This is a genomic window from Gelidibacter gilvus (genome assembly GCF_004115975.1).
In the GTDB taxonomy this organism is placed as follows: domain Bacteria; phylum Bacteroidota; class Bacteroidia; order Flavobacteriales; family Flavobacteriaceae; genus Gelidibacter; species Gelidibacter gilvus.
Genome location: NZ_SDDZ01000006.1, coordinates 111,351 through 136,669, shown reverse-complemented (window position 1 = coordinate 136,669; position 25,319 = coordinate 111,351). Strand labels below are relative to the sequence as shown.

The 25,319-nt window shown below is 39.3% G+C and carries 24 protein-coding genes; 10 read left to right on the top strand and 14 right to left on the bottom strand.

From position 1 onward, the window contains the following. Positions 1 to 28: 28 nt before the first annotated feature. From pgi to rpe, 12 genes are all read right to left on the bottom strand, one after another. Positions 29 to 1,681: a glucose-6-phosphate isomerase gene (pgi, locus tag ESZ48_RS11595; RefSeq protein WP_129017653.1), complete on the bottom strand. Its 1,653-nt coding sequence runs from the start codon at positions 1,679 to 1,681 to the stop codon at positions 29 to 31. 133 nt (positions 1,682 to 1,814) lie between these two features. Beyond that, the gene (gene pgl / locus ESZ48_RS11590) at positions 1,815 to 2,537 is read right to left on the bottom strand and encodes a 6-phosphogluconolactonase (protein WP_129017652.1); all 723 of its coding nucleotides are present in this window, start codon (positions 2,535 to 2,537) and stop codon (positions 1,815 to 1,817) included. 2 nt (positions 2,538 to 2,539) lie between these two features. After that, the gene (gene zwf / locus ESZ48_RS11585) at positions 2,540 to 4,063 is read right to left on the bottom strand and encodes a glucose-6-phosphate dehydrogenase (RefSeq protein WP_129017651.1); all 1,524 of its coding nucleotides are present in this window, start codon (positions 4,061 to 4,063) and stop codon (positions 2,540 to 2,542) included. A 262-nt stretch (positions 4,064 to 4,325) separates the two neighbouring features. After that, complete coding sequence (gene gndA / locus ESZ48_RS11580; RefSeq protein WP_190246249.1) at positions 4,326 to 5,747, bottom strand: NADP-dependent phosphogluconate dehydrogenase; 1,422 nt, start codon at positions 5,745 to 5,747, stop codon at positions 4,326 to 4,328. Positions 5,748 to 5,749: 2 nt separating this feature from the next. Beyond that, positions 5,750 to 6,424: an HAD family hydrolase gene (locus tag ESZ48_RS11575; RefSeq protein ID WP_223266433.1), complete on the bottom strand. Its 675-nt coding sequence runs from the start codon at positions 6,422 to 6,424 to the stop codon at positions 5,750 to 5,752. Continuing rightward, on the bottom strand, positions 6,375 to 7,466 hold the full coding sequence (gene tal, locus ESZ48_RS11570) for a transaldolase (protein WP_129017649.1): 1,092 nt from the start codon (positions 7,464 to 7,466) through the stop codon (positions 6,375 to 6,377). The genes ESZ48_RS11575 and tal overlap by 50 nt, the downstream gene beginning before the upstream one ends. A 147-nt stretch (positions 7,467 to 7,613) precedes the next feature. Next, positions 7,614 to 8,081 (bottom strand): RpiB/LacA/LacB family sugar-phosphate isomerase, encoded by a 468-nt coding sequence (locus ESZ48_RS11565; protein ID WP_129017648.1) that lies wholly within the window; start codon positions 8,079 to 8,081, stop codon positions 7,614 to 7,616. Positions 8,082 to 8,289: 208 nt separating this feature from the next. Next, a complete protein-coding gene (gene tkt, locus ESZ48_RS11560; protein ID WP_129017647.1) occupies positions 8,290 to 10,299 on the bottom strand; it encodes a transketolase in 2,010 nt (669 codons plus the stop codon). A gap of 4 nt (positions 10,300 to 10,303) precedes the next feature. Then, on the bottom strand, positions 10,304 to 11,605 hold the full coding sequence (locus ESZ48_RS11555; protein WP_129017646.1) for an NAD(P)/FAD-dependent oxidoreductase: 1,302 nt from the start codon (positions 11,603 to 11,605) through the stop codon (positions 10,304 to 10,306). A 317-nt stretch (positions 11,606 to 11,922) separates the two neighbouring features. After that, complete coding sequence (locus tag ESZ48_RS11550; protein WP_223266432.1) at positions 11,923 to 12,270, bottom strand: phosphoribosylpyrophosphate synthetase; 348 nt, start codon at positions 12,268 to 12,270, stop codon at positions 11,923 to 11,925. A gap of 70 nt (positions 12,271 to 12,340) precedes the next feature. Then, positions 12,341 to 13,369, bottom strand: coding sequence for a class I fructose-bisphosphate aldolase (locus ESZ48_RS11545; RefSeq protein WP_129017645.1), 1,029 nt, complete (start codon positions 13,367 to 13,369; stop codon positions 12,341 to 12,343). 147 nt (positions 13,370 to 13,516) lie between these two features. Beyond that, positions 13,517 to 14,167, bottom strand: a complete 651-nt coding sequence (gene rpe / locus ESZ48_RS11540; RefSeq protein WP_129017644.1) for a ribulose-phosphate 3-epimerase — start codon at positions 14,165 to 14,167, stop codon at positions 13,517 to 13,519. Positions 14,168 to 14,385: 218 nt separating this feature from the next. Here rpe and ESZ48_RS11535 point away from each other — a divergent pair, with 218 nt between their 5' ends. Continuing rightward, complete coding sequence (locus ESZ48_RS11535) at positions 14,386 to 16,116, top strand: APC family permease (protein ID WP_129017643.1); 1,731 nt, start codon at positions 14,386 to 14,388, stop codon at positions 16,114 to 16,116. 353 nt (positions 16,117 to 16,469) lie between these two features. Then, positions 16,470 to 17,276 carry an aspartate dehydrogenase gene (locus ESZ48_RS11530; RefSeq protein WP_129017642.1) on the top strand — a complete coding sequence of 269 codons (807 nt, stop codon included), beginning with the start codon at positions 16,470 to 16,472 and terminating at the stop codon, positions 17,274 to 17,276. Between the two features lie 147 nt (positions 17,277 to 17,423). On the opposite strand, the gene ESZ48_RS11525 is transcribed toward ESZ48_RS11530, so the two are convergent. Then, the gene (locus ESZ48_RS11525; protein WP_129017641.1) at positions 17,424 to 18,581 is read right to left on the bottom strand and encodes a baeRF7 domain-containing protein; all 1,158 of its coding nucleotides are present in this window, start codon (positions 18,579 to 18,581) and stop codon (positions 17,424 to 17,426) included. A 389-nt stretch (positions 18,582 to 18,970) separates the two neighbouring features. Between ESZ48_RS11525 and ESZ48_RS11520 the strand changes: the two genes are divergently transcribed. Both ESZ48_RS11520 and ESZ48_RS11515 read left to right on the top strand, forming a co-directional pair. After that, the gene (locus ESZ48_RS11520) at positions 18,971 to 19,357 is read left to right on the top strand and encodes an arsenate reductase family protein (protein ID WP_129017640.1); all 387 of its coding nucleotides are present in this window, start codon (positions 18,971 to 18,973) and stop codon (positions 19,355 to 19,357) included. Positions 19,358 to 19,809: 452 nt separating this feature from the next. Further along, on the top strand, positions 19,810 to 20,196 hold the full coding sequence (locus ESZ48_RS11515) for a hypothetical protein (RefSeq protein ID WP_129017639.1): 387 nt from the start codon (positions 19,810 to 19,812) through the stop codon (positions 20,194 to 20,196). 102 nt (positions 20,197 to 20,298) lie between these two features. Here ESZ48_RS11515 and ESZ48_RS11510 read toward each other — a convergent pair whose 3' ends face one another. Next, complete coding sequence (locus ESZ48_RS11510; protein ID WP_129017638.1) at positions 20,299 to 21,405, bottom strand: mechanosensitive ion channel family protein; 1,107 nt, start codon at positions 21,403 to 21,405, stop codon at positions 20,299 to 20,301. 325 nt (positions 21,406 to 21,730) lie between these two features. Between ESZ48_RS11510 and atpD the strand changes: the two genes are divergently transcribed. The 6 genes from atpD to ESZ48_RS11480 all read left to right on the top strand — a co-directional run bounded on the left by atpD (position 21,731) and on the right by ESZ48_RS11480 (position 25,312). Then, positions 21,731 to 23,140 (top strand): F0F1 ATP synthase subunit beta, encoded by a 1,410-nt coding sequence (atpD, locus tag ESZ48_RS11505; RefSeq protein WP_129017637.1) that lies wholly within the window; start codon positions 21,731 to 21,733, stop codon positions 23,138 to 23,140. Positions 23,141 to 23,143: 3 nt separating this feature from the next. Then, positions 23,144 to 23,545 (top strand): F0F1 ATP synthase subunit epsilon, encoded by a 402-nt coding sequence (locus ESZ48_RS11500; protein ID WP_129017636.1) that lies wholly within the window; start codon positions 23,144 to 23,146, stop codon positions 23,543 to 23,545. A gap of 2 nt (positions 23,546 to 23,547) precedes the next feature. Then, the gene (locus ESZ48_RS11495) at positions 23,548 to 23,871 is read left to right on the top strand and encodes an AtpZ/AtpI family protein (RefSeq protein WP_223266431.1); all 324 of its coding nucleotides are present in this window, start codon (positions 23,548 to 23,550) and stop codon (positions 23,869 to 23,871) included. Continuing rightward, positions 23,864 to 24,178, top strand: coding sequence for an ATP synthase subunit I (locus ESZ48_RS11490; protein WP_129017634.1), 315 nt, complete (start codon positions 23,864 to 23,866; stop codon positions 24,176 to 24,178). Before ESZ48_RS11495 ends, ESZ48_RS11490 begins: the two co-directional genes overlap by 8 nt. After that, on the top strand, positions 24,168 to 24,857 hold the full coding sequence (locus ESZ48_RS11485; protein ID WP_129017633.1) for a F0F1 ATP synthase subunit A: 690 nt from the start codon (positions 24,168 to 24,170) through the stop codon (positions 24,855 to 24,857). The genes ESZ48_RS11490 and ESZ48_RS11485 overlap by 11 nt, the downstream gene beginning before the upstream one ends. A gap of 188 nt (positions 24,858 to 25,045) precedes the next feature. Next, positions 25,046 to 25,312, top strand: coding sequence for a F0F1 ATP synthase subunit C (locus ESZ48_RS11480; protein WP_129017632.1), 267 nt, complete (start codon positions 25,046 to 25,048; stop codon positions 25,310 to 25,312). The last annotated feature ends 7 nt before the right edge of the window (positions 25,313 to 25,319 follow it).

Genomic DNA, 25,319 nt, shown 5'->3' with positions numbered 1-25,319 from the left:
GTCATTCCTGAATTTTATTTAATCTTATCTAAGCTCTCCACTTTTTAAACGCATTGATCAATCCATTGGTGGAGCCATCATGCGATTCAATTTTTTTATCATTTTCAAGTTCTGGCAATACTTTTTTGGCCAACTGTTTACCGAGTTCCACACCCCATTGATCAAAGCTGAAAATATTCCAAATAACGCCCTGTACAAATATTTTATGTTCATAAAGTGCGATGAGTGCGCCTAATGAAAACGGCGTGATTTCTTTAAGCAAGAAAGAATTGGTAGGTTTGTTGCCCTTAAAAACCTTAAAGGGAATCAATTTCTTTTTCTGTCCCTCATCCATTGAATCCTCTTTCAGCTCCGCCGCTACTTGATCGGCGGATTTTCCATTCATTAGCGCTTCTGTTTGTGCGAAAAAATTGGAAACCAAGATAGGATGGTGCTTTCCAATCGGGTTATGGCTAATGGCTGGTGCAATAAAATCACAGGGAATTAAATGGGTTCCTTGATGAATCAATTGATAAAAAGCGTGCTGGCCATTAGTGCCTGGTTCCCCCCAAACCACAGGGCCAGTGCTATAGGTGACATCGTTTCCATTTCTGTCGGTATGTTTGCCATTGCTTTCCATATTTCCTTGTTGGAAATAGGCAGGAAAACGATGCATATATTGATCGTAAGGCAAAATAGCTTCGGTTTCAGAACCAAAGAAATTGGTGTACCATACTCCGATAAGTGCCATGATCACTGGAATGTTTTCTTTAAAATCGGTCGTTCTAAAATGATTATCGGTCGATTCGGCACCTTTCAGCAATTTTTCAAAATTATCATAGCCGATGGTGAGTGCAATTGAAAGTCCGATGCTGCTCCATAGACTGTAGCGTCCACCAACCCAATCCCAAAACACGAACATGTTTTCTGGCGCAATTCCAAAATCTTTTACCCCTTCTTCATTTGTAGACAGTGCCACAAAATGTTTGGCCACTAATTTTTCATCCTTGGCAGATTTCAAAAACCAATCCCGCGCTGTGTGGGCATTGGTCATGGTTTCTTGAGTCGTAAAGGTTTTAGAAGCAATGGTAAATAGCGTTTCCTCGGGATTCAAATCTTTTAAAGTTTCCACAATTTGAGTGCCATCCACATTGGAGACGAAATGGGCTTTAATGTCTTTTATCCAATAGGGTTTTAGAGCTTCGGTAACCATAACGGGACCCAAATCGCTTCCACCAATGCCGATATTTACGATCGTCTTGATTTTTTTACCACTATAGCCTTTCCATTCGCCACTATGGATTTTCTTGCAAAACGCTTTCATTTTTTCACGCGTCTCCCGAATTTCCGGCATAATATCCTCTCCATCAATCTTAATTGGTTGATCTGAAAAGCTTCTTAATGCAGGATGCATCACGGCACGATCTTCAGTTTCGTTGATTTTTTCTCCTGCAAATAGGGCTTCCCGTGCTTCTTTCAATTTGCAATCATTTGCTAATTGCAAAAGTTTGTCAAGTGTTTTTTCAGTGATGATGTTTTTGGAATAATCAAAAAGAAGGTCGCCAAAATAAACAGACATCTTTTCAAATCGTTTTGGATCTTGTTTGAAGAGGTCTTTCATTTGGACGTCGCTCATTTCCTTTTGATGCGCTGATAATGCTTTCCACGCAGCGGTTTTGGTGGGGTTTATATTTGGAAACATAATTTGATGTTTTAATTAATTTCTAATTCGTTTTATTGTCCAGACCTGCCAGGTTTTTAAAACCTTGCAGGTCTTATCTCCGCAATTGATCGGGGTCAAGACCTAACAGGTTTCCAAAACCTGTTAGGTGTCATTACAACCTTGAAGCTGCCGCCGTATCCAAATACCAAATTACTTTATGGTCATCTGAATTGATCAATCGGGCTGGATATTGTGCTGCCGATCCTGTTTTATCTTCCAGAATCTGAAAAACGGCCTCTGATTTATCTTCTCCAAAAACGAGAAAGGCAATATTCTTGGCCTGATTGATAAGTGGTGCGGTCATTGTAATTCGATACATATCCACTTCTTTGACAAATACGGATTTAACCGTCGCTTTCGTTTCATTCAATACATCGGTATGTGGAAATAGGGATGCGGTATGTGAATTATCGCCAATTCCTAAAAGCAGAAAATCGAATTTTACCGGTGTTTTTTGAAAATGATTGGCAATGGATTCCGCGTACTTTTGTGCAGCCTCTTCAGGAGAACCGGTGGTATCCACTTTAAAAATATGGGATTTTGGAATTTTCAAAGGGTCGAAAAGCGCTTTTTTTGCCATAAGCGAATTTCTTTGAGCATCGTCTTTTGGCACAAAGCGTTCATCTCCAAAGAAAAAATAGGTTTTTTCCCAATCGATTTGCTTTTTATAAGGTTTTGAGCCCAATAACTTATACAGTTTTTTCGGGGAACTTCCGCCTGACAACACAAAATTAAACTGTCCACGCGCAGAAATGGCTTCTATGGCAGCATCGCAAACTGCTTGTGCTAAGGCATTTATTAAATTATCAGAGTTATCGTATATTTTGATATTCATAATTAGTCTTTTTTGTTTTTTTCTGGAAGGTTAAACCAATGGTAGCCATCTTTTGCAATTAGGGCCTCGGCATTTTCTGGTCCCCATGAATCGGCGGCATAATTTGGGAAATTAGAATCGGTATTCTTCTCCCAATAATTGAGAATGGGCATGATGAGTTCCCAGGCAGCTTCTACTTGGTCGGCACGCATAAATAAGGTTTGATCCCCAGTTATGGCATCGAGGAGCAGGGTTTCATAAGCTTCTGGCGAATCGGATTTTTTATTATCAAAATAATCAAAAGCAATATCCACCGTGTTTAAAGTCATTTCAAGACCTGGTTTTTTGTTTTGCAATTGAAAACGAATGGACATATCGGGTTGGATGCTAATGACCAGACGGTTTTGTTTGGGTACTCCAGAGGTTTCAGAAACAAAAATATTATGTGGGATTTCCTTAAATTGGATGGTAATGATGGATGATTTTTTAAAGAGACGCTTGCCTGTTCGTAAATAAAAAGGGACGCCTTGCCAGCGCCAGTTATCGACATAAAGTTTTAGTGCGGCATAAGTATCGGTATTGGATTCTGGATCTACATTTTTCTCCTGCCGATAACCTAGAACTTCTTTTCCTTTTATCCATCCCGAGCTGTATTGTCCACGGGCTGAAATAGATTCAACTTTTCTAGGTTCAATTCTGCGCATGGCCTTAAGCACATCCACTTTGCGATCGCGTACTTCATCGGCATCAAAATTTATAGGAGGTTCCATGGCAATTATACAAAGCAGTTGCATCAGGTGATTTTGGATCATGTCGCGCATCACGCCTGCACGGTCAAAATAATTGCCACGACTGCCAACGCCGAGCTGTTCTGTGACCGAAATTTGAACGTGTTCCACATGATTTCGATTCCAAAGCGGTTCCATAATGGAATTCGCAAATCGAAAAGCCATGATATTTTGAACGACTTCCTTACCAAGGTAATGATCGATACGGTAAATTTGAGTTTCATCAAAAATACTGAGGAGTCTTTTGTTCAATCCTTTTGCCGATTCCAGGTCGTTTCCGAAAGGTTTTTCTATAATGATCCGGGTTGTTTCAGGGTCGTTTTCGAGCTTGCTTTTGGCAATATTTTCGGCAATGGTACAGAAAAAATGAGGGGCTACCGCGCAGTAATAAATTATTGACGGTGTCTGTTCCCATTCTTTTTTATATTTTTCAATCACGGTTCCAAAACCTTTAAAAGTGGCATGATCAGTAAGATCGGCAGATAAGAAACTAATATGCGATGAAAACTGATCCCACTCTTCTTTTTTGGCTTTCCCGTTCCTAGAAAATTGATTCACGGCGACCAGAAGTTCAGTTATATACTTTTCATCACTCATTTTACTTGAAGAACTTCCAACGATTGCAAAGTCTTGGGGCAACCAACCATCCAGGAAAAGGTTGTAAAGTGCGGGCATTATCTTTCGTTTGGTCAGATCTCCCGTACCACCAAAAATGATAAAAATTGTAGAATTTGCTTGTTTTTTTACTGTCTTTGCCATGTTTTTTTATTTAAGATTATGATTGTCAATGAAACTTGGCTTACTTCGAGTAGAGGTAAGGAAATAGCCATCTCTAAACGTTTTAAACCACTCTGGCCTTCTATCCTGATGCTTCTTTGAACATATTTAAAATTGTCTATTTAATTCTGATTTTACATTTTAAGTCTTTATAATAAATGCTTTACCAAACAAGTCTATTTTCCATATTCTATAAGCGGAGCGGTCTTGATTTTTTTATCGGACAAAAGTGATTTAAGATTCATTACTTACCAGCTTCCCATTCGGTGTGAAAAGTGCCTTCTTTTCCTTTGAGTTCATAAGTATGCGACCCAAAATAATCACGTTGTGCTTGAATGAGATTGGCAGGCATATCCTCACTTCTGAAATTATCAAAATAGCCTAATGCCGCAGCGTAAGCCGGTACGGCAATCCCGTTTTGGGCAGCCTCTGAAACCGCGGTTCGAATTCCTGGAATGCTTTTTAGTAGATTTTGATGAACGACATCATCTAAAAATAAGTGTTTCAAATTTAAATCCTTTTGATAGGCCGCATAGATGTCTTCCAAAAAAGCTGAACGAATAATACAGCCGCCACGCCAGATTTTTGCAATTAAGTCGAGGTTAAGCTTGTAGTCATATTCTTCATTGGCACGGTGGAGAAGATGCATTCCCTGAGCATAGGCAGATACCATTGCAAAATAAAAAGCCTGTTCAAGTTTGGTGACATGCTCATCATTTTTATTGTGATAGTGGATTTCTCCCGAATCTGGATACATTTTTGACGCTTTGGTTCGCAAATCCTTGTATTTAGAAAGATCACGCATGGACACGGCAATATCAATAATAGGGATGGGAAGGTTGAGATCCATGGCGGCTTGTGAGGTCCATTTACCCGTGCCTTTAGATTTTGCTTCATCTTTGATATCATCGAGTAACAAATGCTCTGAACCCTTCTTTTTGTAAGCAAGGATATCTCGGGTAATCTCTATGAGGTAGGATTGTAATCGGCCTTCGTTCCATTTCTCAAAGATGGTATGTATGGCCTCATGTTCCATATGCAGACCATTTTTTAAAACTTCATAGGTTTCAGAGATCAGTTGCATGATGGCATATTCGATACCATTGTGCACCATTTTTACAAAATGGCCAGCCGACCGTTCGCCCATATAGGCAACAGTAGGATCGCCATTGACTTGCGCAGCGATTTTGGTTAGAATAGGTTTTACAATCTCATAAGCTTTTTTATCGCCTCCGGGCATCATGCTCGGTCCGCGTCGTGCACCTTCTTCACCGCCAGAGACGCCCATGCCAATAAAATGATAGCCTTTTTGTTCCAAATCCTTAAATCGCCGATCGGTATCTATGAAATGTGAATTTCCACCATCGATGATGATATCTCCTTTATCAAGAACCTCAAGTAATTCTTCAATCACGCCATCAACAATTTTACCTGCTGGAACAAGCAACATCACAACTTTTGGCGAAGACAAACTATCGGTAAAGTCGTTCATATCCGTAAAACCTTGAATAGCCTTAGGGTTTAATTTGTTCAGTGCTGCTACTTTATCAGCGCTGATATCATACCCCGCACATTTATATCCGTGATCGGCAATGTTTTGTAAAAGATTGGAACCCATGGTGCCAAGACCAATCATTCCGAATGCATTTTTATGTTCTGTGTTCATTATTATATTTTTAAATTTTCAAGAATCTGTTTTGTATTTTCAAAATTCTCATGAAGAACAGCATGTATGCCTTGCTTTTTTGCTGCATCGACCAACATGGGCCGATCATCAAAGTAAAGACATTCTTCCGGATTTACCCGAGTGATTTCCAAAGCTGTTTGATAAATACGTGGATCCGGTTTTCGGAAACCAAGATAGCAAGATGAAAAAAAGCCGTTAAATACCTCATGAAGTTTAAATTTGGATATCCGATAATCATTGAGTTCCAAGCTTTCGTTATTAAGCGCAAATACTGGTAGTTGGGTCTGTTTTTTCCATGATTTCACCCATGACAACATTTCGGGTAACTCTACGGATTGTTCGTACATAAATTGTTTAAAATCGACCTTAGTAAAATTGCGCGATTGGTTGAAAACTACTGTATCGAGATAGTCTTCTAAAGTAATGCTTCCAATCTCAAACACATTGTATATAAAATGGTGCAAGATGTCCATGGCCTCATAATCAAATCCAAAAACCTTTGCTGCTTTTTGACGCGATTCATGTCCCCAGCCATTAGTGAGCAATACGCCCCCAATATCCATAAGCACCACTTTTATTTTCGAGACATCAAAATCGGTCATGGCATTAGTTCTTTTTGTGTTTTTGATCGGCAATACTTTTGAGTAATTTATCATAAGCCTGATTGAATTTCTCTATGCCTTGGTTCTCCAATTTTTGAGTTATGGTATCGATATCAATACCTAGATTCTTTAACTCTTCTAAAGCTTTATTCGCGTTCTCGATGTCCTCGGTAATCGTATCTGCTACCTTGCCGTGATCCCGAAAAGCATCAATGGTTTCCATGGGTAAGGTATTGATGGTGTCTTTTCCAATTAAAGGTTCGACATAAATAACATCACTGAACGATGGATCTTTGGCGCTCGTACTTGCCCAAAGCACACGTTGGGTTTGTGCTCCTTTTGCCTCAAGCTTTTTAAAACGATCGCTCGCAATCATGTCGAGATAGATTTGATAGGCTTTTTTTGCTGATGCAATAGCAATTTTACCAACGAGATGGTCGGCTCCTTTTTCTTTCAACATGGGATCGACCATCACATCAATTCGGCTGAGAAAAAAACTCGCTACAGAGGCGACGTCCTTTATGGAATGGCCTTCTTTGAGTCGGTCTTCAAGTCCGCCCATAAAAGCTTCGGTAATTTCTCGGTAGCGTGGCAGCCCAAAAAGAAGTGTGACATTGATGTTGATGCCTTCCCGCAGACATTCGCGTATGGCAGGCAGGCCTTGTTTTGTACCTGGAATTTTTATCATGACATTTTTCCGATCTACTTTTCGCCATAGCTCACGGGCCTGTTCAATAGTGCCGTCAGTATCCAACGCCAAATAGGGAGATACTTCCAAACTAACAAAGCCATCTTTCCCTTTCGTTTTGTCGAACACAGGTTTGAAAATATCTGCTGCTCTTTGAATATCATCAATCGCCATCTCGAAAAATATGGCTGAGTTATTATCGTATTTTTTGAAGAGTAAAGCGATGTCATCGTCATAATCATCACTTCCACTAATGGCTTTTTCAAAAATGGAAGGGTTGGAGGTAAGGCCGCGCAAGTTGTCGTCGTCAATTAAACTTTGCAATTTACCAGAGTTCATAATCTCGCGATCGAGTAAATCGAGCCAGATGCTCTGGCCGTGTTGTTGTATTTTATTTAAAGGGTTCATATTGTGGAAATATTTATTATTGTTATTATGTATTGTTTGTTTGTTCTTCTTTAAACCTGAATAGTTATCAAGTTTTATTACTATTTATTAGACAAAGAAAGCAGTTGATTTTTACCTACCTCATCCCTCATCCCTCATCCCTAATCCCTAATCCCTCTCCTCCAATTTCTGAATTTTCCGCAAGCGTCGGATATGTCTTTCTGCCCCGATGAATTTGGCGTTTAAAAATGTCAGAACAAATTCTTCTGCGCTGGCATATCCCGTTATCCGACCTCCAAGGCAAATCAGGTTCATATCATCATCTTCGACACCTTGATGTGCCGAAAAATATTCGGTAATCAATGCAGCTCTCACTCCAGAAACTTTATTGGCTGCAATACAGGCGCCCACGCCACTTCCGCAAATGGCAATGCCCCGAAAAACTTCTCCAGCAGCGACTGCTTTGGCCAATGGAATGACGAAATCGGGATAATCGTCGGTTTCGTCCAATCGTTTTGCGCCAAAATCCACGGGCAAGAATTGGTTGTCTGTCAGAAATGTTTTAATTTTTTCTTTGAGTTCAAAACCGCCGTGATCTGCACAGATTCCTATTTTTTTATGTGATTTTTTTTGCATTGCATTTTGTTTTTTACCGCAAAGGATGCGAATGGTTTACGCTAGTAGCGCAAAGACGGTATTGGAATTATTATGCGACTTAGCTTATAATTTTTTAGACACTAATTCTCACAAATCCATTTTACTTGCCATCATGCTTATATTAAATACTACACATGACACGAATTTTTCAGATTTTCCATCTGTATTAAAAACTGTTTTTAGCGGTTTAATTTTTGTCTGAAAGCAATGCCTTCGCTCGTTTTACGACATTCTCTACAGAAAACCCATATGCTTTCATGACTTCATCTCCCGGTGCTGATTCTCCGAATTTGTCGATCCCGATCACATCACCTTCATCCGTTGTATATTTTAACCATCCTACTGACGAACCAGCTTCTACTGCCAATCGTTTTCGAAGGTCTTTAGGGAAAACATTGTCGCGGTAAGCAGCACTTTGTTGATCAAATAAACGCCAGGATGGCATGCTCACGACGCGCGCTTGAATGTTATTTTTTTTCAATTGTTCCTGTGCTTCCAATATCAAATGGACTTCAGAACCTGTGGCTATCAAAATAATTTCCGGTTTTCCTTCAGCCTCCGAAAGAATATAGGCGCCTTTTTCCAATTCTTTGGCGCTGGTATATTTTTCCTGATCAAGGATGGGGATGCCTTGTCGTGTTAACACAATAGCTACTGGTCCATCGGTGTGGAGGATTGCTATACGCCATGCCTGTGCGGTTTCATTGGCATCTGCAGGACGAATGACGGTCATATTTGGTACTGTTCGGAGTCCGATCAATTGCTCGACGGGCTGATGGGTTGTGCCGTCTTCACCTAATCCAATACTATCGTGGGTAAAAACCATAATTGTTCGGATGTTCATGATGGCGGCCAATCGTAATGGTGGACGCATATAGTCAGAGAAAATCAAGAATGTCGCGCCGTAGGGGACGAGGTAGTTGCTGAGTGCCATCCCGTTGAGTACGGCTCCCATAGCATGTTCGCGAATTCCAAAATGGAAGTTGCGACCTCTGGGATGTTTTTCTGAAAAGGATTGGTAAGCATCAAGATTCGTATCAGTAGACGGTGCTAAATCGGCAGAGCCTCCAATCAGTTGCGGTAAATAGTCTGCAATGGCATTCAGGGTTTTACCAGAAGCTTTCCGAGTTGCCATTTTCTCACCCGCTTTAAATATGGGAAGTTGAGCTTCCCAGCCGTCAGGTAATTTCCCGGCGCTAATGGTTTCATATTCCTTAGCAAGATCAGGATGTCGGTTTTTGTAGTTTTTATAGAGTTCGTTCCATTGTTTTTCGTTTTCTGCGGATTTCTGAGCCGCTTTGTGGTAATGGTCTAATACGTCATCTGGAACAAAGAAATTTTTGTCCGGATTACATCCGAAGATTTTTTTGACCAAACGTACTTCTTCTTCTCCCAAAGGAGAGCCATGTGCTGCGGCAGTACCGTGTTTATTGGGACTTCCGTAACCGATAACACTGTTTACAATAATCAATGAGGGACGATTAATGTCGTTTTGGGCATTTTTTGTTGCTTTTGAAAGCGCATCTAAATTATTGATATCCGTAACTTTTTGAACATGCCAGCCATAAGCTTCAAAGCGTTTGGCGACATCTTCATCAAAAGCGAGATCAGTGTCGCCTTCAATAGTAATGTGGTTACTGTCGTAGTAATAGATAATATTTCCCAGTCCGAGGTGGCCGGCTAGGGAAGCGGCTTCTGCCGAAACGCCTTCCATCAGATCCCCATCGCTGCAGATGGCATAAATCTTATAATCGAATATTTTGAAATCGGGCTGATTGTAGCGTGCCGCCATATATTTTTCTGCAATCGCCATTCCCACGCCATTTGCAAACCCTTGGCCCAAAGGACCGGTGGTGACTTCAATGCCGGGCATCAAACCATATTCGGGATGCCCAGCGGTAATGCTGTGCAACTGTCTGAAATTTTTAAGATCTTTCAGGGTGACGTCGTAGCCGGTCAAATACAAATAACTGTATTGTAACATGCAGGCGTGTCCGCAGGAAAGGATAAACCGATCGCGATTTGCCCATTTAGGGTTTTTGGGATTGTAGTTCATGATTTCAGACCACAACAAATGGCCTAATGGTGCCAGTGCCATAGGCGTCCCAGGATGGCCGGAATTTGCTTTTTGAACCGCATCGGCGGATAGAACTCTTACCGTGTCAATGCATTTTTGAATTATATTTTTAGTTTCCATGGGTTTATACGTCTTCTATTTCCTTAATTTCTTTCTTTGCCGGACCTGGTTTAAATTCCCCTGATCTTAAAATCATTCCCAAAGGTTGGTCGTAGCTAAAATAACTCACCACCCAGTCAATTAAAGTCACCGTTTTATCTCGGAAGCCCACCAGCGAGAACACGTGGACAAACATCCAAACAAACCAGGCGAAACCGCCTTGAAAATTGAAGTTTGGCAAATCCACCACTGCTTTTTTTCTTCCAATAGTAGCCATTGCGCCTTTATTTCGGTATTGAAAAGGCTGCATCGGTTCATTTTTTAAATGCCTTAAAATATTTTTGGCTAAATGCTTCCCTTGTTGTTGCGCTACAGGAGCCAACATAGGCAGTCCATTTAGTGCATCAATAGAACTATGTGCCGCTACATCTCCGATAGCAAAAACATTTTCGATACCAATCACTTGATTAAATTTATTGACCGACAAACGGTTGCCCCGAAGGATGACTTCTTCTGGAAAACCAGCTATGGGAGATCCTTTAACTCCTGCGGTCCATATGACCGTATTGGTTATAAAATGGCTTCCGTCTTCCAACACAATAGCATTGTTCTTATAATCACTAACCCGAGTATTGAGAAAGACGTTCACACCCATTTCCTTGAGATATTCAAGGGTTTTTTCAGAAGCTTCTTCTGACATCGCTGCGAGTAATTTTGGTCCGGATTGATATAGATTAAGACTCATTCTAGACAACTCCAATTCAGGAAATTCCTTGGGGATGACGTATTTTTTCATTTCTGCCAATGCCCCTGCAAGTTCAATTCCTGCCGGTCCACCACCTACAATGGCAATGTTCATGATCTCTTCTAACGATTCTTTTCTGTTTTCAGCCAAGGCGCGTTCGAGATTCTGAAAAATCCAATTCCGTATTTGTAGGGCATCAGGTAGCGATTTTAGGGTCAGCAATTTATGTTTAACGCGCTCGAAATTGAAAAAGTTATTTTCGCTTCCCGAGGCCATCACTAAATAATCATAATCCATTTCTCCAATGGAGGTCGAAATTTTATTTTTTTGAATGTCTATCGACAAAACTTCTGCCATCCGAAAGCTGACATTCTTATATTTTCTGAAAATCCGTCTTACAGGATATCCTATATTTCCAGGTTCCAAACCTCCAGTGGCCACTTGGTACATTAAAGGTTGAAAGTTGTGATAATTGTTCCGATCGATCAGAAGCACTTCTACGGGTTTTTTATGTAGGGATTTAACCATTTTGACGCCGCCAAATCCAGCGCCAATGATGATTATTTTAGGTGTTTTCGCCATTTAAATAGTCTATTCTGTAGTGAATAACAAGAAATAGAAGCATTCTTTCTATCGAGAAAACATCTATATACAATCGGATCAATCAGTAAAAACTTGCGTTATTCCCACCAGTGGGTTTTAATACCGCGATGCTTGCCTCGATCGAAAAGATAATTCCTTATTCATACCTCGTGGGCTTGCCTTGAGGTTCTTGATTTCTTAAATTAAGAATACTAAAGATACTTTATAATTTTCAGGATGGTTTACAGAAACCGCTCAAAAATTTACAAAATTCCCACCCGAAATACTTTTTTGACAATCAACATTGAATTCGAAATTTATGCTTTGTTCTCAGTATTCCTTTCATCCAAGGCCTGTATCATTTCATCTGAAATAGACTCGCTCGAAACCCCATAACCATTTATCAAAACGCCTTTAAGATGATGTTTTGATGATGAAATTGCAAATACAATAGCTTCATCCCCAGGATCAGAAGGTCCTTCAAATCGGTAATGCTTATCTACGATAAATTCACCTGGAAATAGTTTCATCTCACTGCCTTCACAAACCAGATGGGTTGATTCTAAATTGAGATTTTTAGTATATCCTCTTTCATTCAGTAAATTTGTCACTTCTGAGAGCGTGGTCATGCTACCCAGAAGCGAGTTGAATTTTTTAGTGTCCATGGTCTATTGGTTTAATTGCTTATTTTAATGTTATCACTGCCGAATTTTAATGCGCCAATCGAGTTTAAAATCACCCATGGTCTTCCATAGCCGATTTATAGTCGCCACGTCTAGCGGCAGCACTAAGTTTTGCGCGATGATAGAGTAAGTGTTGCGCTTTTTCCACATTGGCGTCCTGTCCTTTCCAAGCCTCTAAACAGGGTTGTTGAATGGCTCTTGCAAAAGAAAACGCAACAATCCAAGGGAGGCGTTCCTTATACTCTTTATTTATGGCATTCAAATGTTGGGAGGCTTGTTGTGGCGACTGTCCGCCCGATAAAAATGCAATGGCTGGCACAGCCGCAGGAACTGACGATAAAAAGCAGTTTACAGTGGCTTTGGCAATGTCATCGATACTATTTTTTTCGCCACTGTCTTTTCCTGCAAGCACCATATTAGGTTTTAAGATAATGCCTTGAAGATCAACCCTAAAATAATATAATTGATCAAAAAGGGCTTTCAACGCTTGCTCTGTAACGTCATAACAACGCTGTATAGAATGATTGCCATCTATCAAGACTTCTGGTTCGACAATGGGAACCAAGCCTGCTTCTTGGCATAATGCAGCATACCTTGCTAAGGCGTGCGCATTGGCGTCAATACAGGCTTTTGTTGGGATGCCATCACCAATTGTGATGACGGCACGCCATTTAGCAAAAAGAGTGCCCAGGGTTTTATAATCTGCCAATCGTTCTCGCAGCCCATCCAAACCTTCCGTAATTTTTTCGTCAGGAAAACCAGCCAAAGCTTTGGCGCCCATATCTACTTTTATTCCGGGGATAATTCCAGCGTTCTTTAAAACAGTTGTTATGAGGTCTCCGTTGCTAGTTTTCTGTCGGATGGTTTCGTCGTACAAAATGGCACCACCTATGCTTTCGTTCAGTCCGGGAGTTGTAGCGATAAGTTCTCGATAAGCGTGTCGCATCTCCAAGGTTTGCGGAATTCCGTTGGCTGAAAAACGTTTGTCAATAGTGGGTGTGCTTTCGTCCATGGCAAGGATGCCTTTTCCGTTGGCAAATATTTGCGCTATCGTATTTTTTAGAAGTTGTGTGTTTCTCATATGACATTGTATTTCAAAGTGTTATTAGATGTTATCGTATTAAAGATACGACATCAATTCTCAAGGAAATTTATACAATCCGAGGTATAACTTACATTATTCTCACTTGAAAAACAGGATATGATGAAAGTTAAGATATTGGAAATTCTATAATTCCTTTAAATCAGAAATGGTTTTGGAAGGGTTGCCAGATCCAAAAATAAAACTACCAGATACCAATAAGTCAGCTCCCGCAGCAATTAGCTTTGGGGCATTGGATAAATCTACGCCACCATCGATTCCGATGATTGCTTTAGCGTGACTTTTCTCAATTAAATTCCGCGAAAGTTCAATTTTTAGATAGGTATGTTCTATGAGTTTTTGTCCACCAAAACCAGAATTGACAGACATGATAAGCAGTTGGTCAATGTCCTGAATAATGGCTTCGAGATTGTTGATGGCCGTATGTGGATTGATGGCGACGCCTGCTTGCATTCCTTCTTGTTTAATGGCTTGAATAATATTGTGTAAATGTGTGCAAGCTTCAAAATGGACGATTAAAGTATCGGCGCCAGCTTCCTTAAATTGTCTGATATACCGTTCTGGCTTTATGATCATCAAATGGACATCCAGAGGTTTTGATGCGTATTTTTTTATAGCCTTGAGCACAGGAAATCCGAAGGAAATATTTGGCACAAAAACGCCATCCATGATGTCCACATGAATGCGGTCGGCATTGCTTTTGCTGAGCATTTCAATGTCTTTTGCCAGATGGGCAAAATCTCCAGATAGAATTGAAGGAGCGATTAGCGTGGACATTTGGAAAAGTTTTCTACAAGGTAAAAAAAAAGAGCGTACAAGTCGCTACTATTTAGCATTAATCATCATTCGTACTAAGGTGTGAATGCTGTAACTCTTCATCTTTTCAGTGTAATGCAATTTTGATAGAAATATTCCAACTTTAATCTCCGGTTCCTTGTGAAAAATGAAAGCATTTAATTCTCAAGAACCATAGCTAAGCTTAAATATAATTTGCCATGGCAAAAAAGCTCAATCAACTTGAAGCCACTGCTATTTGTGGTAATGACATCAGTTCCTCATGCCTTTATGTATCCGCTTTAGCCATTGTTTATGCGGGTCAATACGCTTGGATCTCGCTTTTAATGGTGGCCACCGTACTTTTCTTTTTCAGAAAAATTTATGGCGAGGTGGTAGGTGCTTTACCTTTAAATGGTGGGGCTTACAATGCCTTGTTGAATACAACAAAAAAATCGACGGCTTCACTTGCGGCAGCTTTGACCGTGCTGTCTTATATGGCGACCGCGGTTATCTCAGGAAGCGAGGCTGTAAAATACGCCCATAGTATTTGGACGGTTATTCCCGTGCTTCCGGTCACTATTGCTTTGCTATTGGTATTCATGGGCTTGGTGATCATGGGGATCGGCGAATCTTCAAAAGTTGCGATGATCATATTTCTTTTTCATTTGCTTTCCTTGATCGTCCTTTGCAGCTTTTGTCTTATTTATTTTGCCAAAAATGGTACGGACATATTGCTCTCTAATTTCAAATTACCAATAGAAGGCAGTATTTTCAGTGCTTTGTTTTTAGGGTTTTCGGCTGCCATGTTGGGGATCAGTGGTTTTGAGAGTTCAGCCAATTATGTCGAAGAACAGCAGAAAGGTGTTTTTCCAAAAACATTGCGGAATATGTGGATTGTGGTTACGGTTTTCAACCCGTTGATTGCATTTTTGGCTTTGGCGATTATTCCCATCAGCACCGTGGTTGACTATCGCGATGCTTTACTTTCTGTCATGGGATCTACTGCCGGTGGTCAATGGCTTTCACTACTTATAGGAATTGACGCTTCCTTAGTCTTGAGCGGCGCAGTGCTGACCTCATTTGTTGGCGTTGGTGGTTTAATGAAACGTATGGCATTAGATAGAATCTTGCCAAAATTCGTATTAAAGAAGACCAAAAATGGGAGCAATTATTTGATTTTCATAGCATTCTTTGTGTTGTGTGTGTCCATTTTATTGGTCACCAAAGGCGATTTAGCAAAATTGGCAGGGGTTTATACCATCGCTTTTCTTTCTGTAATGATTTTATTCGGGATTGGAAATTTGCTCTTAAAGCTCAATCGATCCCGTTTGCCAAGACCAGAACGGTCCAGCTGGCTTGGATTGTTTATTGGAATTATTTCAGTGTTTGCGGCTATTATTGGGAATGTTATCTTAAATCCGTACTACTTGGCAATTTTTATGGAATATTTAATCCCGACCCTAATCATCGTCTTTTTTATGTTGTACAGAGTCCGTATTTTCAAAATGATATTGATCATTTTGGAATATGTTTTTCCTGAGAAGGGCCTAGTATTTAAAAAATTAAACCGAAAAACCAAACAGCTACTCAATAAGGTCAATAGTCAGCAATTTGTCTTTTTTACCAATCATGATAATATCGTGACGATTAATATTGTGATCTTGTACATCATTAATAACGAAGCTGCGAGAAAGCTCAAAATCGTATCAGTTTTGGATTCTGGCGAAAGCGCAAACCGTAAACTGAAAGAGGATATAGAAACATTAAATAGGGCATATCCCAATATTAATGTGGAATTTGTTCAAGAATCAGGGACATTTGGTCCTGAGAAAATAAAGGAATTGTCACAACGTTGGCTTATCCCAACCAATTTTATGTTTATTGGTTCGCCTGGAGAAGGATTTCCCTATAAGATTGAGGAATTGGGAGAAGTGCGACTTATTATTTAGCCAGCGCCGAAATAATTAAAACACCATTTTAGAAAACTAAGTTAAGAGCTTTTCTGAATATAGAAATTAGTAAGTTAGAGCGATGATTCTCAATGTGTAAATGTGGAAAATGACCATGATGCAAATGTCAAAATAAGTTGGATGATTATTAAAGTTTAAAGGAATAGTAGAAGCTGAGCAGCAATTCAATGGATTTTTAGCAGCATACCAAGAATTGAGTAGCATATGAAGATTTAAATATAGAGACCTCAAAAAGGAATATATAAACAAAACGACGATTAAAATAACAGGACTTAACGCCTGTTATTTTATTAGGTGAAATTTTAGTATACTGTTATTAAAAAGAAAGTAAAATGAAAAAATATAAATTAGCCATAATAGGTACGGGTTCACTGGGCAGCATTATTGGAAAAGTTGTTTCCCAAAACCTGAGTGAAAATTATAAAATCTTAGGAGTATTTAGTGGGAAATTAGAAAATGCCATAAAGTTAGCCGATCAAATAGGAGGTAAAGCCTATAAATCTGTAGATGACATCATTGGTGATAAACCAGATTATATTATTGAAGCTGCCTCTCCAGAGGTGTTTAAAGATATTGGAGTTAAAATCTTAGCAAATGGAATTCATTTAATTCCCTTATCGGTTGGTGCGTTTGCTGACCAAGATTTTTATAATAAAGTCAAAGAAACGGCATTACAAAATAATAGTCGAGTGCATATCCCATCAGGAGCAGTAGGTGGGTTTGACGTTTTAAGGTCTGCGATGTTAATGGACGAGGTAGACGTCAATATGACTACAGAAAAATCGCCAACATCCTTAAATGGAGCTCCATTTTTAAAAGGTAGAACGCTTTCTGAAGAAAAGGAAGAAGTGATATTCAATGGAAGCGCCAGGGAAGCCATCACACATTTTCCTAAAAACGTTAACGTTGCGGTGGCTACTGCCTTAGCAACAACAGGAGTTGAAAACACTAAAGTTGCTATCCATAGTATTCCTGGGTTTAAAAGCAACAAGCACACCATCAAACTCGAAGCAGAAACCATAAATATTGAGATAATGATTGAGACCAAGCCGTCTCAGGACAATCCTAAGTCGAGTGCATTGGCTGCATATAGTGTGATTGCTTTGCTTAAAAACTTAGTGGCTCCCATTACTTTTTAAGATACGTTATCAACCAAAAAAAAGGGCTAATTTAAAAACTAGCCCTTTTTTACTTTCAAGAATTTTATAGGACGGTCAATAGATCGTCAATCCGCAAGATCTGCTGTGATTGAAAGCTATGATATCCATCAATAATGATTTTCAACCTTAATACCTATACAGTGCATTTACTCTTGAATTTGGATTAGGCATCTCTTCTTTTTCCAATAAATAAACAGCACCTCCTTTTAGGAAGGTTTTTATGGCAGCCATATTCATTAATGAAATGTTAGTGCCATCTTCTTCACCTTCAGTAACTGTAATGAGGTCATTTTCTTCTTTGTATATTCCAAAAATATCTGCTTTGTTTTCACAAAATAAGGCTTCAATCTGACCATTGATCGCTGCTGGTAAAATTTTACCCATCCCAATTGAGGTTGTGCCTTTACCTTGTTCATCCAAAAACTGTGCAATATGATCCTTTCGTACTTTATCAAATACAGGTTCCATTCGTTCCCAAGCCAATTCATGGATCTCAAAAATATCGGTATCGCTAAAATCGGTGGTAAGGTTTTCTTCCATAAGATTTGCGTAAGTATTGACTTCCTTATAAATATCAAAAAGTGGGCTTTGTGCAGCAATGAGCAATGGCATAGTCTCTTCTCTAAAAATTGTTGCTAGACCATCATTTATCGCTCTAAAATACTTTTTAATTTCATTTTTCCTTTTACCGGTAGCTGCCTCTTGTCCGTGATACATGGTTTGGCCAGATCCTGTAGCACCTGAGCGGAATTGAAGGTTTTTTTCTTCATAATCAAAACCTACACGATCCTGTTTGGTTTCTGGAATTAAGTCTTCGATGTCAATTTCGGTAAAGCTGTGTCTCATACATTCATATAATTTCACATTATCACGGTCAAGAGTCAACAAATAAAAACTCCCGTCGCCTACAAACATGGGCATCAACGGTTTTAAATAGAAGGAATTTGAAATATAGTTAAATGCTTGGAAATGCACGGGTAGGGTGTGGCTTTCAAAAAAACCATCGGCTGCAAATATGGCAAGGCCATCAGATTGTTCTCTCCAGAATGAACTATTATCTATGAGGTCCTGTACAGGTTGGGTTATATTATTGATTCCGTCCTCATTAAGTCCTTTTCTTGCCAACTTATCCCTAACGTCTTTCAATTGATTTTTTAGAGATAATGGATCTTCTTCCTGCAATACTTTTTCACCCGCTCGATGTGTCGGAATAAAAATTGAAATACAGTTTTCTTGATTTACGTCGTGTAATTTGGCAATAGTCTTTTTTGTTATCAGTGTCATATTCTTTTGGTTTAACGATTAATAATTGTAGAAGCTTGAGTACTTCTTTACTAGTACTTTCCAAGATACCTTAAAAAATTCTAGTGTCAAATGATGTAGGTCAGTCCACCGATAATGGGTTAAAAGTGAGATCTTATACTAAACAGGTTAAGGTCCTTTGTAAAAACTCAAATAATTTCTCCATCTGCAGTTCACAAAACAGAAAGAAGATAAAAATCGCATGCCATGGATTTTTCGGCGGACTGACCCTGATCATTTCAATTCAAGAAATACAGTTGTATGTTGGTAAGTGGATAAAAAATAATTTTAATGAAAGATTATAAAATCCCAAAAAATAAAATGAATCCAGATTCTTTTAAAAGAATTTTTAATTACTAAATAAATAAAATATGAATAGATCTATAGCAAGTAAAGGTGTGATATCCACATCAGAAAGACAAATTACCCTGTATTATAATCCCAAATCTCAAAGAGGAAAACAGACGTTGGCTTATGCCAAGACGCATGGTCTTCCTATAGAAGAAATTGATGTTTTAAAATGCTCTTTAACCGGAACTCAAATTGCAGAATTGGTAAATCGTTTAGGTATTGAAGTTGAAGATTTGGTCAATCAGGAACATTATAAATACAGAAATAAGTTTATTGTTCAGAATTTCTCTTGTGAAGACTGGATCACCATGATTCAAAACCATCCAGAAATTATGAAACAGCCGATTGCTTTACGCGGCAGTAAAACTATTTTAGTGGAAACACCTACCGATATCATGAAGCTATAAATTGAAGCTATCAATACCAACTTCCCATTCAAATCCCACAAAACACGTCACTAACGGATGATTTTTGCAAATCATGAAAGTTTGCGGACGGTTGATATCAGCTATCCTAACTATAAAAAACTTCAAGCTGATAAACTACATAAAATAAAAGTGATCAGTTCGCTCAATGAATGGAGAATGCAAAAATGAATAGGTATCGAAAATATCTTAGGTTTAAATTGTGAGTGACCTGGGTCATTTCGAACCATTGCAATTTCAGATATCTTTGAAATAGTAGTAGATGATGATTTTAAATCACACGCTTAACGCATAAACTTTTAAAATCCAATCAGCCTCAAAATATTGACCTATCAAAGAATCGATTTTAAAAATTATCCCAAAGTCATTTGGGCGAATTTAAGATATCACTGTTGGACAGAAGCTTTGAACAGTCATTTTTAAATAATCGCAACATGGAAAAACCAGTTTTATATAATTCGAATAGAGAGTTTGAACACCAACAATGGAAAGGCGAAATTGCCTTTTGGAAGGAGGAATTAAAATCTTTCAACATCAAATTAAGTGAATTTATCACACGTTGGGGAGATAAAGAAGTACTTGATCGGATAGGAGATTACCAGAAACAGTTTATTTTTCATGGCGGTGTGATAGAGGATTTACTTGAAGCTCTCGAACAGCAAGAAGTGTTTATAATGGCACAAAGTGACGCAGGAAAGCTGAAAAAAGACACAGAATTGGTCAAAAAACATAAAGCTTTTAGAAACCGAATGGAAACCCAAAGAGAAATTTACGCTGAGCTCAAAAAAGATGTGTTTAGATTTTTGGAGAACAACTTATAGCGTCCTGATGTTTTTACCTTCGGATACGTTCCGATGTTAAATAAATGAATTCGATCCTCCGTTGATCGTAACCATCTTAAGATAGCAATTTCATAGGATGATTTATTCTAAACGTTCAGCGGGTTTTTCCTTTATTTCTTTCATGACGATCGTGCGGTACGGATAAGGAATTTCAACACCTTCTTTGTCGAAGCGTTTCTTGATACTTTCTAAAACATCACATTTTAATGAAAATGAATCCGAATGGTTGCGCACCCATGCCCACGCTCTAATAGTCATTGAAAAATCATTTAATTCAGTCAGCGCTGTTCTCACCAGGGGTTTGCCTTCTTCGATTTCAAATTCGGAACGGGTGTCAAAAATTAAAGGGTGATTCTCGCATTCTTCCCGCATAATTTTTTTTGCCAAATCGATATTACTATCATAAGAAATCCCTATTTCTATGTGTTCACATAAGGTATGTTCACCTAAATCGTAATTGATTAGTTTTTCTTTATTGATGATTGAATTGGGAATTACAATCATTTTATTGTCAAAATTTCTAATTACCGTATGACGCAGCGTAACATCCGTTACCGTACCCACCATGGTATCAGAAATCTTGACCCGATCACCAATTCTGAAGGGTTTAAATGCGATAATAAAAAATCCTCCTGTGATGTTGGCTAAACCTTCTTGTGCCGCAAAACCTACAATCAACGCTATAATCCCCGCGCCACCTAAAGTAGTCTGCGCTACACCTTTTAGCGACGGAAAAGCCAATGACGAAATTAAAGCGCCAATAAGCCCAATAAGAATGATCACTACATAACGGAAAAACTTGTAATTGGTAGGGTCTTCCTTTTCTTCAATTTTTTGCTGAATTTTATACTTGAACCATAAATTGCTGATCATTAAGGCGATAATGGTCACCACAGAAACCACACCTATATAAATAAACAGCTTAAAATAGCGTCTTAAAACAAATTCCCTATCTACCTCAATAAAGATAAAAGCAAGTGCTGTTATGCCCAGAAGAATCCAGAGTACTGTTAAGATATGTTTAATCAGATTTATTGGCCGGACCGATGCTCCCGGAAGTTTTTCTTGGATTTTATTAGTGAACCAGACCCTGAGAATTCGGGTTAAGAAATAAAGCAACACCACGGATGCTATAACAATTGTGGCGTAAATTATATCTGATTGATAGGTTTCTAAAAATTTGTTCATAATAACAATTTGGTTTTTTGAAATCGTAAAGAGTTACGTTATTTCCAACAGTAAGTTTTAATACTAGAGGTTCTTGATTTCCTTCACTTCAGTTATCGATTCATCCGAAGTTTCGGTTCTTATCTTGGATCCATCAAAATTAAACCTTGACGAAATGGTATGACATGATATAGGTCATTTCATGCGGATTTAAAGTTCGATATATTTACATTCTGTAAAATTTGAATGGAAAATAAAGATAAGATCTTTTTGGACAGCTTATCACACTGTTATAGAAAGCTGATCACTTATAATTTTGATCATTTTATTAAATTTTAGAAACCTAATGCAAGATAAAATCACTTCTCAAAACAAAAGTATAGGCCACGTTGTTGCTGTGCGCGGTAGCGTGGTGGATATAAAATTTGAGAAAAACCTGCCTTCCATTAACATGGTTGTAAAAACCGGAAAGGATCTGGAGATTATTCTTGAGGTGCATATGCAACTCGATGATCAACATATTCGATGCATCGCGTTGAACCCAACCCAGGGCTTGGAAAGAGGTATGAATGCCGTTTCTACCTATGCACCATTGAAAGTGCCGGTTGGTCCAGAAACCTTGGGGCATATGTTTGATGTTTTCGGGAATACGCTTGACGATTTCGAATTGCCACCAAACATGGAACGGCGCAGCATTCACAATCAGCCGCCACCATTGACCGAACGCTCCACTACGTCAGAAGTTTTTGAAACCGGTATAAAGGCGATTGACGTTTTATTGCCTTTGGAGCGAGGAGGAAAAGCAGGTTTGTTTGGCGGTGCTGGGGTTGGGAAAACTGTTCTGTTGACCGAGCTGATCCACAATATGGTGAAAAACCATCAGGGCGTTAGTATGTTTTGTGGCATTGGTGAGCGGAGTCGGGAAGGTCTGGAACTTTACCAAGAAATGAAAGAAGCGGGTGTATTAGAGGATATGGTCATGATTTTCGGACAAATGAACGAACTGCCTGGAGCCCGTTTTCGCGTGGGACATGCGGCACTGACCATGGCGGAATATTTTAGGGACGACGAACATAAAGATGTGTTATTGTTGATAGACAATGTGTTCAGGTTCATCCAGGCCGGGATGGAAGTCTCCGGATTGTTGGGGCAGATGCCCAGCCGATTGGGATATCAACCAACAATGAGTACCGAACTTTCGCAATTGGAAGAACGGATTGCAAATACAAAAACTGGCGCTATTACGTCCATTCAGGCCGTATATGTACCGGCAGATGATTTGACAGATCCAGCTGCCGTGCATACCTTTTCCCATTTATCTGCCACGATAACCTTGTCCCGAAAAAGAGCGAGTGAGGGGATGTACCCGGCCATCGATTTGTTGCAGTCGGGTTCAAAAATGGCGACGCCGCACATTATTGGGGAACGGCATTACAACATCGCACAAAAAATAAGGCAGACCTTGGCGGAGTATGAAGAACTTAAAGATATTATCGCGATGTTAGGTTTGGAGCAGCTCTCATTAAACGATCAAAAAACAGTGAACCGTTCCCGTCGACTAGAGCGATTTTTGACGCAACCTTTTTTTACAACAGAACAATTTACCCAATACAAAGGAAAAAACGTGAGTTTGAAAGATGCCTTGGATGGATGTGAACGCATCTTAAATGATGAATTTAATGACTATCCTGAAAGTGATTTTTATATGATTGGGACTATAGATGAAGTAAAAAAGAAAGAACCAACTAACGTTTAGATAATGGAAACTAATTTAATGCAACTTAAGATTCTACTGCCCTATGGCGTTTTTGCGGATATAAAAAACGTGAAACGGATTGTGGCGGAAACTACCGATGGCTCTTATGGCATTTTACCTCGCAGACTTGATTGCACAGCCGCGTTGGTGACGGGGATTTTAGTTTATGAAACAGAAGATGAAGGAGAAAAATATATTGCCGTGAATGATGGTATTTTGATAAAAGCAGGAGCACAGGTGTCCATATCCGTGAGGCATGCCATTGGAAATGCGCCTCTCGGAAAGTTGAGGGCTATGGTTGAAAAAGAAATGGTAGAACTGGATGAACTGGAAATAAATGCCCGTAATGTGATGGCAAAATTAGAAACTGGCTTTTTACGTAATTTTCAAAACTTGAGAAGATAATTGTGAAAGAGGAAAAATCAAATAAGAACAGCTCTTTTGAGAAAGTAGTCGGCGACAAGGAAGAACGAAAACTTCAGGCACAACGCGAAACTAAAAGCGTATGGTCCGGATTGGGTTTGTTTGGAATGATCGGTTGGTCTATTGCAGTGCCCACAATTTTGGGTGCAGCCTTGGGAATTTGGCTCGATAAAACCTCCAAAGAAGATTTCTCTTGGACCCTCAGTCTCTTGGTTGCGGGATTGATGTTGGGATGTTTGATTGCGTGGAATTGGATTCAAAAAGAAAATAAGGAAATTCATAAAAAAAACGAAGATGGAAATGAATGACATATTAAGCCTACTTCCAGCGGTATTGGCTGGGATGTTATTGGGGGTTATATTTTTCGGGGGACTTTGGCTCACCGTGAATAAAGGATTGGGCTCAAAAAGGGCGACCCTGATATTTTTCGGTAGTTTGATATTAAGAATGGCGATTATCTTGACCGGATTTTATTTTGTGGGCGGGGATAGTTGGCAAAAACTGCTGGCCTGTCTCGTGGGCTTTTTAATAGCTAGAATTGTGATTACAAACATCACAAAAAAACTCAAGCAGGCAAATCCAGTATTCATAAAAGAAGTAAGCGATGAGAATTAGTCCGGATCAAATGATTTTTTGGGAGTACGGGTTTATTAATATCAACCTCACTATCGTTACCACATGGGCATTGATGCTTCTGCTAGGTCTAGGTGCGTGGCTGATCACCCGAAATTTAAAATCGGAAATTAAGACCTCCCGCTGGCAGAATGTTTTGGAGATGTTGGTCATTATGATCCGCGATCAAATAAAAGAAGTGGGATTGAAAAAACCTGAAAAATACATCGGCTTTATCGGCACTTTATTTCTTTTTATTGCCGTTTCAAATCTGTTGACCATAGTGCCGTGGTATGAGGCGCCAACGGGTTCACTTTCTACCACAGCGGCACTGGCGATATCCGTATTTATTGCGGTTCCCGTTTTTGGAATTGCCGGTGGCGGACTCAAAGGGTACTTACGTTCTTATTTACAGCCGAATTTTATTATGCTCCCGTTCAATATCATCAGTGAGATTTCGCGAACGCTGGCATTGGCGGTCAGATTGTTTGGAAACATCATGAGTGGCGGTTTGATCGCTACAGTTTTAATTTCTATAGTGCCTTTTTTCTTTCCGATGATCATGAGCGCATTAGGCTTGTTGACGGGAATGATACAGGCTTATATCTTTGCGATTTTGGCAACGGTGTATATTGCGGCGGCTACGCAGGAGGAGAAGGAGATAGAGGGGAGTGGGGATTAGTGTGAGTGGTGAGAAGTGGGAGAGGGTAGAGAAAGTGTTTTTCTAACTATGAGTCACAAAAACTTTGAACTTTAACCAGAACAAAATTGAAATTGAATTTGAAGATGAAAGCGAAGTTGGGCCACGGATAAACAACAAACAAGAAACGTTAAACGAGAAACTTTAAACAAGAAACAAAATTTTTAAACATGGACAACGTAACAATTATCGCAGTGGCATCAATTATCACTGCAGGAATTACAACAGGAATTGGCAGTATGATGCCTGCATTAGGAGAGGGAAGAGCGGTTGCAAAAGCATTGGAATCTATCGCGCAACAACCCGATGCCGCACCAACAATTACCAGAACATTATTTGTGGGTTTGGCAATGATTGAATCGACAGCTATTTATTGTTTTGTGCTTTCGATGATCCTCATTTTTGCGAATCCGTTTTGGAATCATTTTATAGCATAATCATTTT

Excerpts from the sequence above, each read along its gene's own strand:
- pgi (WP_129017653.1), bottom strand. The coding sequence starts at position 1,681 with ATGTTTCCAAATATAAACCCCACCAAAACCGCTGCGTGGAAAGCATTA.
- pgl (WP_129017652.1), bottom strand. The coding sequence starts at position 2,537 with ATGAATATCAAAATATACGATAACTCTGATAATTTAATAAATGCCTTA.
- zwf (WP_129017651.1), bottom strand. The coding sequence starts at position 4,063 with ATGGCAAAGACAGTAAAAAAACAAGCAAATTCTACAATTTTTATCATT.
- gndA (WP_190246249.1), bottom strand. The coding sequence starts at position 5,747 with ATGAACACAGAACATAAAAATGCATTCGGAATGATTGGTCTTGGCACC.
- ESZ48_RS11575 (WP_223266433.1), bottom strand. The coding sequence starts at position 6,424 with ATGATAAATTACTCAAAAGTATTGCCGATCAAAAACACAAAAAGAACT.
- tal (WP_129017649.1), bottom strand. The coding sequence starts at position 7,466 with ATGAACCCTTTAAATAAAATACAACAACACGGCCAGAGCATCTGGCTC.
- ESZ48_RS11565 (WP_129017648.1), bottom strand. The coding sequence starts at position 8,081 with ATGCAAAAAAAATCACATAAAAAAATAGGAATCTGTGCAGATCACGGC.
- tkt (WP_129017647.1), bottom strand. The coding sequence starts at position 10,299 with ATGGAAACTAAAAATATAATTCAAAAATGCATTGACACGGTAAGAGTT.
- ESZ48_RS11555 (WP_129017646.1), bottom strand. The coding sequence starts at position 11,605 with ATGGCGAAAACACCTAAAATAATCATCATTGGCGCTGGATTTGGCGGC.
- ESZ48_RS11550 (WP_223266432.1), bottom strand. The coding sequence starts at position 12,270 with ATGGACACTAAAAAATTCAACTCGCTTCTGGGTAGCATGACCACGCTC.
- ESZ48_RS11545 (WP_129017645.1), bottom strand. The coding sequence starts at position 13,369 with ATGAGAAACACACAACTTCTAAAAAATACGATAGCGCAAATATTTGCC.
- rpe (WP_129017644.1), bottom strand. The coding sequence starts at position 14,167 with ATGTCCACGCTAATCGCTCCTTCAATTCTATCTGGAGATTTTGCCCAT.
- ESZ48_RS11535 (WP_129017643.1), top strand. The coding sequence starts at position 14,386 with ATGGCAAAAAAGCTCAATCAACTTGAAGCCACTGCTATTTGTGGTAAT.
- ESZ48_RS11530 (WP_129017642.1), top strand. The coding sequence starts at position 16,470 with ATGAAAAAATATAAATTAGCCATAATAGGTACGGGTTCACTGGGCAGC.
- ESZ48_RS11525 (WP_129017641.1), bottom strand. The coding sequence starts at position 18,581 with ATGACACTGATAACAAAAAAGACTATTGCCAAATTACACGACGTAAAT.
- ESZ48_RS11520 (WP_129017640.1), top strand. The coding sequence starts at position 18,971 with ATGAATAGATCTATAGCAAGTAAAGGTGTGATATCCACATCAGAAAGA.
- ESZ48_RS11515 (WP_129017639.1), top strand. The coding sequence starts at position 19,810 with ATGGAAAAACCAGTTTTATATAATTCGAATAGAGAGTTTGAACACCAA.
- ESZ48_RS11510 (WP_129017638.1), bottom strand. The coding sequence starts at position 21,405 with ATGAACAAATTTTTAGAAACCTATCAATCAGATATAATTTACGCCACA.
- atpD (WP_129017637.1), top strand. The coding sequence starts at position 21,731 with ATGCAAGATAAAATCACTTCTCAAAACAAAAGTATAGGCCACGTTGTT.
- ESZ48_RS11500 (WP_129017636.1), top strand. The coding sequence starts at position 23,144 with ATGGAAACTAATTTAATGCAACTTAAGATTCTACTGCCCTATGGCGTT.
- ESZ48_RS11490 (WP_129017634.1), top strand. The coding sequence starts at position 23,864 with ATGAATGACATATTAAGCCTACTTCCAGCGGTATTGGCTGGGATGTTA.
- ESZ48_RS11485 (WP_129017633.1), top strand. The coding sequence starts at position 24,168 with ATGAGAATTAGTCCGGATCAAATGATTTTTTGGGAGTACGGGTTTATT.
- ESZ48_RS11480 (WP_129017632.1), top strand. The coding sequence starts at position 25,046 with ATGGACAACGTAACAATTATCGCAGTGGCATCAATTATCACTGCAGGA.